Annotated in this window: 14 protein-coding genes and 3 tRNA genes; 9 read left to right on the top strand and 8 right to left on the bottom strand. The window is 59.0% G+C overall.

The window, feature by feature from the left end:
• Positions 1–139: 139 nt before the first annotated feature.
• The gene (gene dapA, locus BC380_RS00645) at positions 140–1,069 is read left to right on the top strand and encodes a 4-hydroxy-tetrahydrodipicolinate synthase (protein ID WP_075047711.1); all 930 of its coding nucleotides are present in this window, start codon (positions 140–142) and stop codon (positions 1,067–1,069) included.
• On the opposite strand, the gene BC380_RS00640 is transcribed toward dapA, so the two are convergent.
• The 6 genes from BC380_RS00640 to BC380_RS01240 form a co-directional block, all read right to left on the bottom strand.
• Positions 1,046–1,252 (bottom strand): cold-shock protein, encoded by a 207-nt coding sequence (locus BC380_RS00640; protein WP_075047710.1) that lies wholly within the window; start codon positions 1,250–1,252, stop codon positions 1,046–1,048. The two genes, dapA and BC380_RS00640, sit on opposite strands and share 24 nt — an antisense overlap.
• A 44-nt stretch (positions 1,253–1,296) precedes the next feature.
• Positions 1,297–1,461, bottom strand: a complete 165-nt coding sequence (rpmG, locus tag BC380_RS00635; protein WP_075047709.1) for a 50S ribosomal protein L33 — start codon at positions 1,459–1,461, stop codon at positions 1,297–1,299.
• Positions 1,454–1,663: a bL28 family ribosomal protein gene (locus tag BC380_RS00630; protein ID WP_075047708.1), complete on the bottom strand. Its 210-nt coding sequence runs from the start codon at positions 1,661–1,663 to the stop codon at positions 1,454–1,456. The genes rpmG and BC380_RS00630 overlap by 8 nt, the downstream gene beginning before the upstream one ends.
• A gap of 29 nt (positions 1,664–1,692) precedes the next feature.
• Positions 1,693–1,763 (bottom strand) — tRNA-Met (locus tag BC380_RS00625).
• A 751-nt stretch (positions 1,764–2,514) separates the two neighbouring features.
• The gene (locus tag BC380_RS01245) at positions 2,515–3,339 is read right to left on the bottom strand and encodes a hypothetical protein (RefSeq protein ID WP_187148780.1); all 825 of its coding nucleotides are present in this window, start codon (positions 3,337–3,339) and stop codon (positions 2,515–2,517) included.
• 167 nt (positions 3,340–3,506) lie between these two features.
• On the bottom strand, positions 3,507–3,752 hold the full coding sequence (locus BC380_RS01240) for a glutamine amidotransferase-related protein (protein ID WP_075047706.1): 246 nt from the start codon (positions 3,750–3,752) through the stop codon (positions 3,507–3,509).
• A 493-nt stretch (positions 3,753–4,245) separates the two neighbouring features.
• Between BC380_RS01240 and BC380_RS00605 the strand changes: the two genes are divergently transcribed.
• The 3 genes from BC380_RS00605 to BC380_RS01235 all read left to right on the top strand — a co-directional run bounded on the left by BC380_RS00605 (position 4,246) and on the right by BC380_RS01235 (position 7,254).
• A tRNA-OTHER gene (locus BC380_RS00605) sits at positions 4,246–4,316 on the top strand.
• A 5-nt stretch (positions 4,317–4,321) separates the two neighbouring features.
• A tRNA-OTHER gene (locus BC380_RS00600) sits at positions 4,322–4,392 on the top strand.
• A gap of 1,188 nt (positions 4,393–5,580) precedes the next feature.
• Positions 5,581–7,254, top strand: coding sequence for an aspartate kinase (locus tag BC380_RS01235; protein ID WP_075047702.1), 1,674 nt, complete (start codon positions 5,581–5,583; stop codon positions 7,252–7,254).
• A gap of 370 nt (positions 7,255–7,624) precedes the next feature.
• Here BC380_RS01235 and BC380_RS00580 read toward each other — a convergent pair whose 3' ends face one another.
• Complete coding sequence (locus BC380_RS00580) at positions 7,625–8,449, bottom strand: 2,3,4,5-tetrahydropyridine-2,6-dicarboxylate N-succinyltransferase (protein WP_075047701.1); 825 nt, start codon at positions 8,447–8,449, stop codon at positions 7,625–7,627.
• Positions 8,450–8,569: 120 nt separating this feature from the next.
• Here BC380_RS00580 and rpsB point away from each other — a divergent pair, with 120 nt between their 5' ends.
• A complete protein-coding gene (gene rpsB, locus BC380_RS01230) occupies positions 8,570–9,226 on the top strand; it encodes a 30S ribosomal protein S2 (RefSeq protein ID WP_148702237.1) in 657 nt (218 codons plus the stop codon).
• A gap of 595 nt (positions 9,227–9,821) precedes the next feature.
• Here rpsB and BC380_RS01225 read toward each other — a convergent pair.
• The gene (locus BC380_RS01225; RefSeq protein ID WP_075047697.1) at positions 9,822–10,253 is read right to left on the bottom strand and encodes an SsrA-binding protein; all 432 of its coding nucleotides are present in this window, start codon (positions 10,251–10,253) and stop codon (positions 9,822–9,824) included.
• Positions 10,254–10,725: 472 nt separating this feature from the next.
• Here BC380_RS01225 and aroC point away from each other — a divergent pair, with 472 nt between their 5' ends.
• From aroC to rplT, 4 genes are all read left to right on the top strand, one after another.
• Positions 10,726–11,814 carry a chorismate synthase gene (gene aroC, locus BC380_RS01220; protein WP_075047695.1) on the top strand — a complete coding sequence of 363 codons (1,089 nt, stop codon included), beginning with the start codon at positions 10,726–10,728 and terminating at the stop codon, positions 11,812–11,814.
• 253 nt (positions 11,815–12,067) lie between these two features.
• Positions 12,068–12,733, top strand: coding sequence for a translation initiation factor IF-3 (gene infC, locus BC380_RS00545; RefSeq protein ID WP_148702236.1), 666 nt, complete (start codon positions 12,068–12,070; stop codon positions 12,731–12,733).
• Between the two features lies 1 nt (position 12,734).
• Positions 12,735–12,914 carry a large ribosomal subunit protein bL35 gene (locus BC380_RS00540; protein WP_075047694.1) on the top strand — a complete coding sequence of 60 codons (180 nt, stop codon included), beginning with the start codon at positions 12,735–12,737 and terminating at the stop codon, positions 12,912–12,914.
• 12 nt (positions 12,915–12,926) lie between these two features.
• Positions 12,927–13,259 carry a 50S ribosomal protein L20 gene (rplT, locus tag BC380_RS00535; protein ID WP_075047693.1) on the top strand — a complete coding sequence of 111 codons (333 nt, stop codon included), beginning with the start codon at positions 12,927–12,929 and terminating at the stop codon, positions 13,257–13,259.
• Positions 13,260–13,462: the final 203 nt, after the last annotated feature.

Below are 13,462 nucleotides of genomic sequence, written 5' to 3'. Positions count from 1 at the left end.
CCTGTGCCAACCATGCACAGGTTGCGGTAGGGTAGCCATGCAGGCAATGGGAGCTTCGGCGCTAGGCCGGGACGCACAGGGCTGAAGGCCAGCGCAGCACGATGGCGGTAGTAGCATTGTAACCCCAAGGACTTCAGCCATGCAGCTAGTGCACGGGGTAATAACTGCAATTGTAACGCCCATGATGGAAGATGGCACCATCGATATAGAAACGTTCAGGGAGCTTGTGTCGTGGCAGATAGAGTTAGGCGTGAGGGGCATTGTCGTAGCTGGCACCACAGGTGAAGTTTCCACCCTATGCCATGGCGAGCACATTGCGCTGGTTGGGGAGGCCGTGCAGATAGCACGGGGACGCGCATGCATCATTGCAGGGTCTGGCAGCAACTCAACCAACGAGGCCATTGAGCTTACGCGGCATGCGAGGGATGTTGGCGCGGATGCTGCCTTGCAAGTCGTGCCGTACTACAACAAGCCCACGCAGGATGGCCTATACCATCACTTCAGAGCAATTGCCGAGGCTGTCGACATTGATCTGGTCCTGTACAACGTTCCGTCTAGAGTTGGCACCAAGCTGCATCCGTACACCACTGCCCGTTTGTCGCACGTGCCAGGCATTGTTGGCGTCAAGGACACAGAGCCTAGCATGCTCTCAATGTACAGGCTGCTGCGAATGCATGGCGTAAGGCATGGGTTTAAGGTGTATAGCGGCGATGACATGACGTCCCAGGGGGCCGTGCGCCTGGGTGCTAACGGCGTTGTGTCTGTTGCCTCCAACCTAGCGCCAGCGCTTTGCTTGCGCTGGCACGAAAACGGCTCAGCCTGGGGGCCAAGCGATGACGCGCTACTGCCAGACTCGTTGCTGCGAAGAATGTTCGCGCACGCGAACCCCATGCCAATAAAGCATGGGCTGCACGAGGCCGGCCTGGTAAGAAGCGGCATTAGGCCGCCGCTTACATGGCTGCCATGCACCCCAGGTATAGAGCTGTGCGCCATCGCCAGGCGCAGCGCATGCAGCGTTGGGGATTGCGATGAATCCCCGAGCCTGCTACTCCCTGGTCTGGATGTTTGACGCCTGCTTGCCCTTTGGTCCCTGTATAACGTCGAACGACACCTTCTGTCCTTCCTTGAGTGTCTTGAACCCCTGAACGTTAATTGCAGAGAAGTGAGCGAACAGGTCCTCACCGCCTTCGTCTGGCGTGATGAATCCGAAACCCTTAGCGTCGTTGAACCACTTGACTGTGCCTGTTGCCATATAGTGTAGCTCGTGTAATTTGGTTTCGCAGCTTTGCCGTGTGCCTATCTTTCCTTCTTCTCTGTATACCAAGTGTGCTTTCTTCTCTTGGGATCGAACCGCAACACCATAAGCCTACCCTGCCGCGACCTCCTCCTTCTAGTGGAGTAGAAGTGGCCGGTTCCGGCGCTCGAGACTAGCCTGATGACAGCGCTGCTTGGCCTAGACATGGACTAGCGCCATGCCTGCCTTGATGTACGTCCTTAATCCAGCGCAGGATAGCCTGGCCCTGATCAACCTACGCCTTATAGCGCACCAGATCCTCCGACGGTGCGAGTTGACCATGAAGCGCCTACGTGCCTTGTTCTGAGCGTGCGAGACCGTGTTTCCTAGCAGGTGTGACTTGTGTGCAATGCCGCAGTGTAGTGTCATCGAAGTGTGCTGTCGCATAGCTGGCGCTGTGGCGAGTCTGGGAATAGAACCCAGGCCTGCGGATTATGACCCCGCCGCTCTGCCTCTGAGCCAACTCGCCATGCGTTGCTCATGCCGGCGCCTCCAGCGCTACCCATTCGCACGCCTATGCCATCCATCCAGGTTAGCACGCTCTGCGTGGCGTGCTATGCAAGCGCTAGTGTCCACCCAGCGCATGGATTCTGCCTGGAAAGCGTGCGAATGGACTGCCCGACAGCGACCACCAACTAAGCGGCTCCAAGAGCACCAGGCCGCCGTGCAACCGCCTGGTGCTCTGCGCCTATACCAGACTCCACCACCACGGCACAAGCCTTTGGTAGAAGTTACATGCCTCATGAGGCTGCACGGAAGTCAGAAAGGCACGTCGCCGATCTCTGCTGTTTCTGCCAACGACGCTCGGAGCCCGCGGTGCAATCTTGGCAACGTCGGCTTTGGCTGCACCTCTACAGTAACCCCAGCACTGCGTTGGCAGGCTAGCACCGAGCGCATATTGTTGATACCTGGCATGTGATGCCATTAGCAGCACCACGTCGCCCTAGCCCACATCCCTAAGTGAAGGTAGCTCCGACCATGCGCCCATCGACCTGGCCTCTGCCATGCCCGCCGAATAGCCTATCCTCCGTAAGGACATACACGCATCTTGCCCTCTTCAGCCTAAGCCAGCGCGACACACACACTATACCGAAGCGCTGGCCCACCCGCTTCACCTACGACACCTCGTACATCCGCCGCTGCAATACGCAATCTGCTTGCAGCGGCCATGCCAGTGCGTGCTCCGCAGCTGTGCAGTAGTGAGGTGTCGTAGGTGTTGCTCAAGGCGCCCTTGCGAACTCTGCGGCACCCCTGTACGCCCACCCTTCGCTGATCGTTGTTATTGCAGCGCGGGCCGCATGCATTTTTCTAGAGGACGAGTTTCCCAGGCATGCCTCAGCAATACCGCGCACTGCGCTGCAAACATGCAGCATAGCAGGATGTTCCCCTCCGCACAGGATTGCAAGCTGTGCATCGACGTGGTCGGAGGGTACAGGCTCGCCACGGCTTGCCTCTGCCCAAGCCAAGGCGCCTGGCATATCTGTGCGTGTGATCACTGCTCCAGAGTACATGTGCGCAATTAGCGTACCACCATGTACCGAAACCTCGTCAACCGCGCCTGCGCCATGCACGCACAGCGTGCTAGCACATCCAGACCGTGCAGACACTGCAGCCATGCTCCGCATGAGCCCAAGGCTATACGTGCCAAGCAAAGTTGCTGTAACACTGGAGCTACAGGTTAGCGGGGCAGCTGCGCTAACAAGGCCAGGCCGGAGCGCTTTTCTCCTAAGTCGCGCAGTCCTGGAGGCGTGCGGCAGTCTGGCGCTGGATAGCAGGAATCCACACCCCGCCTCAATGAGCCGCAAGGCATAAGTGTAGCCAGTTGTTGCATAGCCCAGCAGCCCCATTGCGTTAGCACTACCATGCCTACGCGTTATGCCAGAGCCCCCGTGCTTAGCAGCCAGGGCTCCCATTGAAGCAATTGCCACTGATGCTAGCGTTGACTCGTTAAGTCGCCTCGCCCTTCCGCCCCCAGTGCCTACAGAATCAATCGACGGGGCGCGGATTGTTGCTCCATCCCTGCACGGTCCAATATTTCTAAGCATACGCGCAGTTCGAAGCAGCCCATCAGATGGAGCGAAGGCGTGCAGCGGTTGCTCCATAGCGCGCAGCGAGTACTGTGGGGAACCGTGCACCAGAACCGCTAGCTTCGCTGTGACCGATGGGGTGCATGGACCATCTATGCACGCATGGCTTGTGCTAACGCTGCTGCTCACGTCGAAACGAGAGCCTGGCTGACCATGTTGGCGAAAATAGCGCCCCTGTACTGCGTGAACTCGGACTCTGGGTGGAACTGCACGCACTGCGTTGGCAGGCTGGCATGCCTAACGGCCATGCCCTCGTGCGAGCAGTGCACAGCGAAGCTGCATAATGCTGTGCGAATAGCTCTCTGTAGCATGCGACTGTGCGCCGTGCTGCTGCGATGTCCGCATGCTGCGCTGCAACCGCAAGGGCGCACCTGACGTGAGCCCTAGACAGGAGCGCAAGGCTTGCATCAGGCACGCCGGGGTGGTCTGCATGCGGGCTAGGCATCCTGCATCGGCACCTTCGTTCCACATGGCATCATGCCCCAGGATGCCATGCGCCCAAGCTGCAGCTCGGTGCGCGTGCGTAGCGGCCCTAGTGCGTATGCCTAGCCTGCCTGCCCACCTGCAAACAGCGCGCCCCGTGTAGCCATAGTAAGAGGATGTGCACAGTTTTGGCGTACGTTGTCTAGTGCACCTGACGCAGCGCTCGAGCACCGGGGCAGGGCTGCGAGTTCTTACGTTTTTGCCTAGCACAGGGCCAACAGCTGCGCACAGCAGGCCGATGCCTACAGTGCGTGCAGTAGATCCGCGTTCCATGGCCCTTCCTTAGAGCGTGCGGGTCTGAGTGCAGCTGCACCCGACCAGTGGTGTGCAGCCTTCTCTATCCAGCTCGGATGTGCTTCGAATCATTGTATGGACAGTGCCGGGCATGTAGCTCAGCGGTAAGAGCAGTCGACTTTAATCGACCAGCAGTTGGTTAGACCCCAACCAGGCCAACGTAGGGGGTATAGCTCAGTGGCAGAGCGTCTGCTTGCACGCAGAGTGCCGTCGGTTCGATCCCAACTACCTCCAGTATAGAGAGATGGATGAGAGGTCTAAGTCGCACTATTGGAGGTCGTGTATAGATCAAATCTATCTGGTGTGAGAAGAACCCCTCTCTCCGCACCATGCTGCGCAGCAAGGTGCCCATGAGACGCGCATGGTGCCTGCAAACGACAGCCGCCGTGCGAACCGAGCACACTACGCCATGCGCACAGACTATGCTACACAGCCCGGTACGCTGGGGCCGATTCTGGCACCAAGGTGCCATAATAGGCATCCACGACACTGCGGCAAAGCGCATCGCCCCGCTGCATGGGGGTTCGCGCGGCGGAGCCAGCTTATACACCTGCGGCATGACAGCACGTGGGCCGTGCCACCTATGCCCACGCCCGCATTCTAGCACTGTTCGATATGGCCAAGCGCTGGGCTGCCGGCGGCTGGGATGCACCACGTCCATGCCAGGATGTGACGCAATGTTTACGCCCTACGCACCATGCGCCGCCCAGATGCACGCTTCTTGCAAGGCAGCGCGCTTCGTGCATAGCTTGCACACAGTCTCTGCATTGGCTGGCTTAACGTAGCAAGCGCTTACTTCGAGCCAATGGCCTCTAGGTTCATGGAGCCTATGCTCTCCACTGCAAGGCTGCTAGTAAGCGCAAGCACACAAAGTGCTTTACAGGCGCTGTGGCCTTCATGCAGCCAGGTGCCCAGGCTATGGCGACGGCCCTAGGCTTGTCATCACGCACCATAGGCACCCTCCATACAGGGTGCTGACTTCGCGCTATGGGCAGCGGCGTAGTGGCGATGCCCCCCGCCTATGTGGCATGCTCCTTATGGCGCAGGCAGGCCCGGATGGCACACAGAGTGCCGTCGCCATGTTTTGCGGCATATTTGGCGGGAGCACGACGTGCACGAGGCGGACAATATCTCAAGTACCGCACCACGAGAACAGCGCAGCCCAGGCCAGATGCCTTGGCTGCTACATCGGCGGCACGCTCTGGGTTCACCACGGCCACGTCATGCTGGGGGGGGCGCAAGATGTCGGGCTCGCGCTCGTACGCCACCTGTGCTACGCGCGCTCAGGGAACTCCGGAGCGCGCGCGGTGCGCCTGTGCCTCCTGCTAACGCACTACAGGGCGCAGGCAGCTGCGGACCTGGCTGCATGAGGCTAGCCCTACGTGCGCTAGAGCGCATGGCAGTAGGCTACCTTACGCCATTATGACGCCAAGGCAGCCGACTGGCGCGATGAGCGTGCAGCGTGGCTTGCGGGGATGCATGTCCAACGACCTCAACTCGCAGCGGCCTGCGCACGCCATTGGCCCCATGCAAAGGTCGTGCTGCGGCATCAGAGATAGACTTCAGATTGCTGCGCTAACGGTTGCAATGGGCCTAGGTTGCTACTGCGTCGCCCAGTACCAAGCAATGGGCAACGCCAGGCGAGCCAGGCGCATAGGCATAAGGATCCAGCGCGCTGCCTTGCAAGAGGCCTACCTCTACGCAGACATGCTGAGGCATACCGCAATGGCGGGAGGCGTAGATGCAGAAGGCTCGGCGCTCACGCTCCGAGCCGCAGGCACCCATTGCTGGGCGATAGAGCTCCTAGCACGCACACAGCCGTTGGTACTATGCGCAGGCGCATGGCGTGAGGGCATGCCAATGCATGGCGTTGTGGTGCGCAAGTACGGCGGTACGTCCGTGGCAGGTGCGCTGAGACTGGCAAGGATAGCCTCAGCAGCCCAACGGCGCCAGCTGTCTAGGCGTAGGGCTGTTGTCGTAGCGTCTGCAATGTCAGGCGAGACTAACAGGCTAGTTAATGCGCTCAGGCGAACGGTGCGCGAGCCTGAGCCTATTGCTGCTGACGCAGTCGTGTGCACTGGAGAGCAGGTAACCATTGGTCTCCTGTCCGCAGCGCTATGGGAGCGCTGCGTGAGCAATGCAGCGCTAACTGGGTGGCAGGTGCCCATCGTAACTAATGGTGCTCATACCCGCTCACTAATATCCTCAGTAGGCACCAGGCGCCTTTACACCGTGCTCAGAGTGTCCGCTGCCACGATGGTTGCTGGTTTCCAGGGCGTAGACGAGCGCGGTTACTCGTCTACGCTGGGGAGGGGAGGGTCTGACACGACCGCAGCCGCCCTGTCCAGCGTGCTGCGGTCGCCGTGTTTGATCTACACTGACGTGCCAGGGGTTTGCACAGGAGACCCCAGGCTAGTACCAAGCGCGCGTGTCATCCTTAGGATTTCATACGAGGAAATGTGCGAGCTTGCTGGGTTTGGCTCCAGGGTAGTGCATGACAGATCGCTTACATTGCAGGGACGAAGCGCAGTTGGCATGTCCGTGCTGTCTAGCTCGTCCGGCACATGCAATAACGAAAAGTTACGCACGAGCATTTTCTTCAATCTCGGCAGGCTTATGCACATGGACAGGCCGCAGGCCACCAGTGTATCATACAGAAGATGCAGAGCATACGTTTACGTGCGTGCATTGGGAGGTGGCGAAGTCATCCTCACGCTGGGCGCCTTGTGTGGTGAGAAGATTGAGCTGCTTTGGTGCCAGCACGACGGCTCGCGAGGCGTGCGAGCAGCGATGACTTCGCCTGCAGCCTCCGCGCCGGGGCTTGAGGGCGCACTGTGCCATCTCCGTTGCAGCACAAGGCTACGCAGGTCCCAGTGCGACGCTGCGTCGTGCGATGTGTCCACGGTAGGGCTAGGCATACGCTACGCCCAGGTTGCCTGCAGCATAGCCCTCCCCATGCTCCGCAGCGCCCATGCCATTGCTACGTCAGAGATCCGGATCACGCTCTGCCTAAAAGAGCGGGACCTGCGTAGTGCTGTTGTACGTATGCACTACGCCTGCCTGCACGGAGACTGGAGACGTGGCCTCGCTGACTAAGGCCTACTTGGCTATAGTAGTTCCCATGACCCGGTCGTTGGTTCGAATCACACCGTCGAGCATGGCAGTCTGCATGCCGTAGTCTACTTCGTCTAGCGGTCGGACGACACCATTTCACGGTGTAAACAGGGGTTCGAGTCCCGTCCGCAGCGCCGCAAGGTGCTGCAAGTAGGCCTAAGCCTGAACAGGGGCGGCGGCACAGTGCGCGAGACTGTGCAGCACTGCGCAGCGAGGTTGGAATAAGGGCCGCATGGCACGGCGCACGCTGGGAGTGCTGGCTAGGACGTCGCCCCTGCGGTCTGCATCAGCGGGCAGCCAGTAGCCTGTTCGCAGCAGTCGCTCTAGATATTGCGCATGAGTAACGAGGAGCTTAGCCCAGGCTGCGGAGCGCCTCGTTAAGGGAGACCTTTGACGCTGTCCTGCCGTCGACCCTCTTGACTACCACGGCGCAACTCAGTGCGTACCTCGCGTTCCTTATGATACCCCCAGGCACCACAACAGAGCGCGGTGGTATGTTGCCATAGCTTACGCTATCCCCCTCTCTATCGTACACCTTGGTGCTAGAGCCTAGGTGCAGTCCCATGGCCAGGACTGAGCCCTCGCCGACCAGCACTCCCTCTGCTACCTCTGACCTAGCGCCTACGAAGCAGCCATCCTCGACTATCACAGGCCGGGAACCTATTGGCTCCAGAACGCCGCCAATGCCCACGCCTCCCGATATGTGCACATTCCTGCCTATCTGAGCGCATGATCCAATTGTGGACCATGCGTCCACCATGGTGCCTTGGTCAACGTAAGCGCCAATGTTAATAAAGGAAGGCATTAAAACGGCGCTTCCTGCAACGAAGGCGCCGGACCTGACAAGGCTCGGAGGGACGCACCTGAACGCAGGTAGCACTCTGTTCGCTAGGGCTAGCTTAGGAGGCACTTTATCGCGGTATGTAAGATCACCGCACCTTATGTTGCACGAGGCCTCCGACATAAAGTACAGGAGGATAGCCCGCTTGATCCAGCCGTGAACCACCCACCGCCCCGACTCCCTAGAGCACACCCTCAGCCTGCCTTTACCAAGGAGCGATACCACGCTGCGGAGGACCTCTAGAGCCTCCCTGCTACTATGGACAGAGCATAGCTCCTCTCTCCTATCCCATACGCTTTCCACTACCTCTGCCAGTTCATGCTCAGCATGCTGCATGCTACGCTGCCCCGGTGTGGTTAGTTACAAAAACAAAGTAACAAGGCCAGCGGTGCAACCGTCCAGAGTGGCGGATACGGTTGCACAGGCACTGGGCGCGTGCCTTCTGCGCCCTACACGATGCACGGCCCTAAGCCCAGGCATGGCTTGCATGCTACCTGGGCACAACCACTGCAACCCCTACTAAACATGAGGCATGGCGTCATAAGGAAGTTTCTGGAGTTCGGAGCTCACATCGGCCATACAAGCAGCACGCTGCGAGTCGGCATGGATAAGTACATTCTATGCCTTCGCGGCCCACAATGTATCATAGACCCTGCAAAGGCTGTGCTCAGGCTCCGGTTGGCTGCTTCATTCCTAAGAGGGCTGGTTTGGGAGGGAAAGGTGGTGCTCTTTCTTTGCACTGACTTAGGACACTCTCAACACGTGGCACGCTTTGCTGATCGACTGGGAATGCCCGCTATAACTGACCGATGGCGTGGCGGAACTCTAACCAACTTCTCCACTCTCGCGCCTAGGCTCAAGGCATACTCACCGAGCATGAACAGAATGCCAGATGCTCTGTTCATTGTAGGCCTTCGTCGGCATGCTATAGCATTACGGGAGGCTAGGAAAGTTGGCGTGCCTGTGGTTGCCATAGTTGACACCAACTGCTCTCCATGTGGCGTCGACTACCCCATACCTGGCAACGACGACTCAGCACAGGCAGTCAGAATGTACACCTCTAGCCTTGCTCAATACATTGACCGCTGCCATGCCTTGCACCAACCATGCTAGCTCTATGCGGGAGCTGCGGGGGCAATCACCGGCGATCCAGCATGAGCAAACGCACTCGCTAATGCTAGCTACGACTTGAGCTCCGCTCTTGCGGCGCTCTCAGACCAGAGTGGCGGCGCCCGCATAGAGCTGCGCTACGATTACCCGAGCGATGCGCTGCATCCGTGCCTGATCTTCAACCAGCACGGTTGAGGCACGGTTCACCACAGACTTCGCACGGAGCAGGTCGGCAGAATAATAGCCCTTCTGTCAGGCTGTGCGCACAGCCCATGCCTCACTGAGCTGCGACCTGCTCCGTGCCGCGCCCACAGCAGGTCCCACTGCTGCTGCTGCCCTGGCTGCACTTGCTGCAGGGCGCCGCTCAGTAGCATTGCCTGGCTCTCCATATCCAGGGGCAGGGGGTTGCATGGCCCACAGACTGCAGCCATGCTATTCCGCGCCCTGCCTGTAGCTGCAACGGTTCCGGCAGCATGCTACCCTGCACGCACAGAGCACAGACTTTCGGTGCTGTGCCCTGCTGCTGCTTTACTGGCCCGAGTGCTGCAAGGCAAGGATGCGATAGCGTAGTCTAATGCAGTCGTGCAGGGTAGCGCCGCTAGTCTATACCTGGCCAGCGCAGCGTGCAGAGCGCTGACGTGGCCGTGTGTCTTACCCCTATCCTCCTGCCAACAAGGATAAGGCACTTGATGTACCCACTTTTGTCGTAAAAGGCCGCAGGCATGGCTGCATCCCCCTTGCGCCTTAAGCAGACCTCCATGCGGATAGTCTCTGCTTTGTGGAGCAGCAGAGGTATGGGCCTCGCGCTGCGTGGGCACCGGGCGCAGGTGGGGCGTGGCGTTATGCCCAGAACGCCGTCCAGCACAGGCCGCCCAGCGGCAAACCGTAAGGTAGCACAGAGCAGGCTTGCCGACGATGCTCTTATAGAGCTGACCTCCCACCCACGCAGCGCCATACCAGCCTCGTATTTGCACGCTACGGCAATGCGTGAGCTGCATTTTTTGTTTTCGCCGAAAACACCCCGGTTCATATGTTATATGGGACTGTGTATGGCTTCGCTGTACGCTGTTGCGCGTTTGCTACTAGCCCAGTGCTTTAGCCTTGCGCAAGGCTTCTGCCTGCGCTGCATCAGTGGTTACTATTAACGATAATGCCACCAGACCCTGCGCTCCGCGCACAGCCTGAGGCGGCCTCGGAGCTCGCAGGATAGGCGTGCTGCAGTTGCATGCGCAACAGTTCCCACCCATGCACACGCCGTAGCGTGGCATGCAGCCCGATGGCACTGCAACCTGAGGCAAAATAGGAGCGCTGCATGCACGCTTGAGCCGTAGGGATCTCGCGCAGGCAGAAGCAGCAGGATACCACGCGGTGCCGTGGGCTACTGCAGAACCCTCGGGCACTTCTAGCAGGAGCGCACACCTTAGCGCTGCATGCAACCGCGCTAAGGTTGCGAACATCCTACGATCAAGGATGTGGTGCGTAGCACATACCCCAAGGAACGCATGAGCAACAGGTTCGGGTGCACCTTTGCGGTATCTACTTTCGGCGAGTCTCATGGTCCTGTTGTGGGGTGCGTGGTAGATGGTTGCCCGCCCGGCGTGCGCATGGTCGACGTCGGAATACAGGCTGAGCTCGATAGGCGGAGGCCTGGCAGCTCCCAGTACGTCACCCAGAGGGCGGAGGCTGACAGAGTTGTCATAATGTCCGGCGTGTTCAGAGGGGCTACCACAGGCGCGCCCATTGCTCTCGTGGTACGCAGTACAGACCAGCGCAGCTCCGACTACCGCGGCATACGCCATGCGTTCAGGCCTGGCCACGCAGACTATTCATATCATGTGAAGTACCACCACCGGGACTACCGAGGCGGCGGCAGGTCGTCAGCAAGGCTAACGGCGCCTGTGGTAGCTGCAGGTGCCATAGCCAAGGCCTACCTAGCATGTTCACACGGCGCTAGAGTCAGGGGCTGCATGCTGAGGGTAGGCACACGGCGCGCGCGGTATGCCCACTGGTGCTACGTAAGGTCCAACCCCTTCTCCTGCTGCGACGCCAGGACATCCGGAACAGCTGAACTGTGCATGCTGCGTGCGCTGCAGCATGGCAGCTCTGTAGGAGCTGCGGTGCAAGTGTGGGTGGAGGGACTGCCTGCAGGTCTTGGCGACCCCCTGTACGCCAAGCTTAGCTCGTGCCTGGCTCACGGCATGATGTCAGTGAACGCAGTGAAGGCAGTCCGGATCGGATTTACCGGCATGGACTCGTGCGGGTACCGTGGCGACATGCTCACGCAGCGCGGCTTTTTGTCGAACAGGCTTGGCGGCATTGCAGGAGGCTTATCTACTGGGCAGGACGTCGTAGCCGCTGTTGCTATGAAGCCAACCCCCAGCTCGTGCAACTACCGCAGATCAACAAGCAGGGATGGCTTGCCGGTATTCATGAGAACTCGAGGCAGGCACGATCCCTGCGTTGGCATGCGAGCGCCGCCAGTCCTGGAAGCCATCGCTGCGTTGTGCTCTGCAGGTGCGTCCCTAAAGTTGCGAGCTTCTATATCCGGGCATCGCATACCGTCCCAGCACCCAGCTTCGTACCTTTATTAGCGTTGCTCAGGGTGCTAGCGTAGCATGGAAAATGCGGAGGACGCTGTTGCGATACATGCCAGGCCCATTGTACTGCCTAGGGTGCAGAGCTCACGGCAAGCCTGCCGGTCGCTATGCAGGCTGCACACCATCTCCTCCAGGCCAATGCATGCACACGGGGCTTGAAGGCATGCGCCTGACATGCTGTACGCCGATCATACTATACTGAATCTGCGCTGCTGCAGTAATAAAACCGCTACTGGATGTGCGCCGCATGCTCTGGCTCGCGCTGGCATTTTCGTTGGCCTGCTACGGCACCAGATTGCGGCTCAACCAATATAGCCTACGTCAGCGCAATGGCAGACGTAGGTTACACCAAGGCATAGGAGGGCACATTAGCACAGGCAGGACAACGAACCGTGTCAATGGGGACATCACGGGGACAATGGTGAGGGTAATAGGCCTTGACGGCAAAGCAATGGGCGTCATGAGCACAGAGCGGGCGCTCCGAGCATCAAGGGAGCTCGGCACAGATCTGGTGGAAGTGGCGCAAAATGGTGCCCCGCCAGTATGCCGTATGATGGATGCAGGTAAACACAAGTACCAGATCTCAAAGAGGCTTCACAGAGTTAGGTCCAGACAGAGGGTCGTACAGGTCAAAGATCTTAGGTTTTCTATCTGCATTGGCGCAGAGGACTATAGAATTAAGGTGTGCAAGTGTATTGAAATTCTCCGTTCAGGGGATAGCGTAAGGGCCACGGTGCACTTCAGGGGCAGGGAGATGCGGCACCAGGGTGCAGGAGCCCAGTTGCTCTCGCGCATAGGCTCTGACCTCTCGCCCCATGGCATCTCACGCGGCAACGTGAGGAGGGAGGATAGGCAAATGTCTATAATGATTACACCGCTCAGCAGCTCTACAGTGCGCGAATGCCAGGGCTAGGATGAGGAGCAGCATCTCTAAGAGACTGAGGCTAAGGCCCAGCGGCTCCATCAAGAGGGGCTCAGCAGGAAGGAGACACCTTATGACGGACAAAACCATGCGCAGGAAGCGGAGGCTGAGAGGTGCTCACAGCGTTCACTATAACGACATGGCGCGGATAAGGCGCGCCATGTCTGCCTGACGCAGCTTAAATATGCCAAGGGTCAAAAGGGGCGTCGCAGCAAGGTCGAGACACAGTCGTATAGTACGACTGGCGCGCGGTTACAGAGGCCGTAGGGGCAGTGTCTACCGGGTAGCCATGCAAGCTGTAACCAAGGCCCGGAGGTACGCTTATTACGACAGACGGCTTAGGAAGCGCTACTTCAGGGCGCTATGGATAATGCGCATAGGTGTAGCTGCACGAGAGGCTGGAACCAACTACAGCACTATCATCGGGCGCATGGCGCGCGAGAGGCATGGAATATGCCGCTGCACCCTTGCTGCCTTGACAAATGATACTGCAGAGAAGCTGCAGTATGATGGCTAAGCTCACTGCGTAGCAAAGTTAACTGTTCTAATCAACGATATTCCGACAGGGCTTGTAGCAACGACTCGCTCTAGCTAGTGCTCAGAGCGAGTGCCTACTGCTACCATCCAGAAACACCAGCAGCAGCATACGTTAGCCAACGGGCGCTTGAGTTATATAAGCAGCCCCCCTGGCAACCTAGGTAATGCTGCAAAGCCGGTGAG

Source organism: Candidatus Tremblayella princeps (genome assembly GCF_900080145.1).
The sequence above is the reverse complement of the archived record's forward strand: the minus strand, read 5'-3'. Positions and strand labels throughout refer to the sequence as shown.

Coding starts and splice junctions, on each gene's coding strand:
- dapA (WP_075047711.1), top strand. CDS start 140: ATGCAGCTAGTGCACGGGGTAATAACTGCAATTGTAACGCCCATGATG.
- BC380_RS00640 (WP_075047710.1), bottom strand. CDS start 1,252: ATGGCAACAGGCACAGTCAAGTGGTTCAACGACGCTAAGGGTTTCGGA.
- rpmG (WP_075047709.1), bottom strand. CDS start 1,461: ATGTCTAGGCCAAGCAGCGCTGTCATCAGGCTAGTCTCGAGCGCCGGA.
- BC380_RS00630 (WP_075047708.1), bottom strand. CDS start 1,663: ATGACACTACACTGCGGCATTGCACACAAGTCACACCTGCTAGGAAAC.
- BC380_RS01245 (WP_187148780.1), bottom strand. CDS start 3,339: ATGCTTAGAAATATTGGACCGTGCAGGGATGGAGCAACAATCCGCGCC.
- BC380_RS01235 (WP_075047702.1), top strand. CDS start 5,581: ATGACGCCAAGGCAGCCGACTGGCGCGATGAGCGTGCAGCGTGGCTTG.
- BC380_RS00580 (WP_075047701.1), bottom strand. CDS start 8,449: ATGCAGCATGCTGAGCATGAACTGGCAGAGGTAGTGGAAAGCGTATGG.
- rpsB (WP_148702237.1), top strand. CDS start 8,570: ATGCACGGCCCTAAGCCCAGGCATGGCTTGCATGCTACCTGGGCACAA.
- BC380_RS01225 (WP_075047697.1), bottom strand. CDS start 10,253: ATGAACCGGGGTGTTTTCGGCGAAAACAAAAAATGCAGCTCACGCATT.
- aroC (WP_075047695.1), top strand. CDS start 10,726: ATGAGCAACAGGTTCGGGTGCACCTTTGCGGTATCTACTTTCGGCGAG.
- infC (WP_148702236.1), top strand. CDS start 12,068: ATGCTCTGGCTCGCGCTGGCATTTTCGTTGGCCTGCTACGGCACCAGA.
- BC380_RS00540 (WP_075047694.1), top strand. CDS start 12,735: ATGAGGAGCAGCATCTCTAAGAGACTGAGGCTAAGGCCCAGCGGCTCC.
- rplT (WP_075047693.1), top strand. CDS start 12,927: ATGCCAAGGGTCAAAAGGGGCGTCGCAGCAAGGTCGAGACACAGTCGT.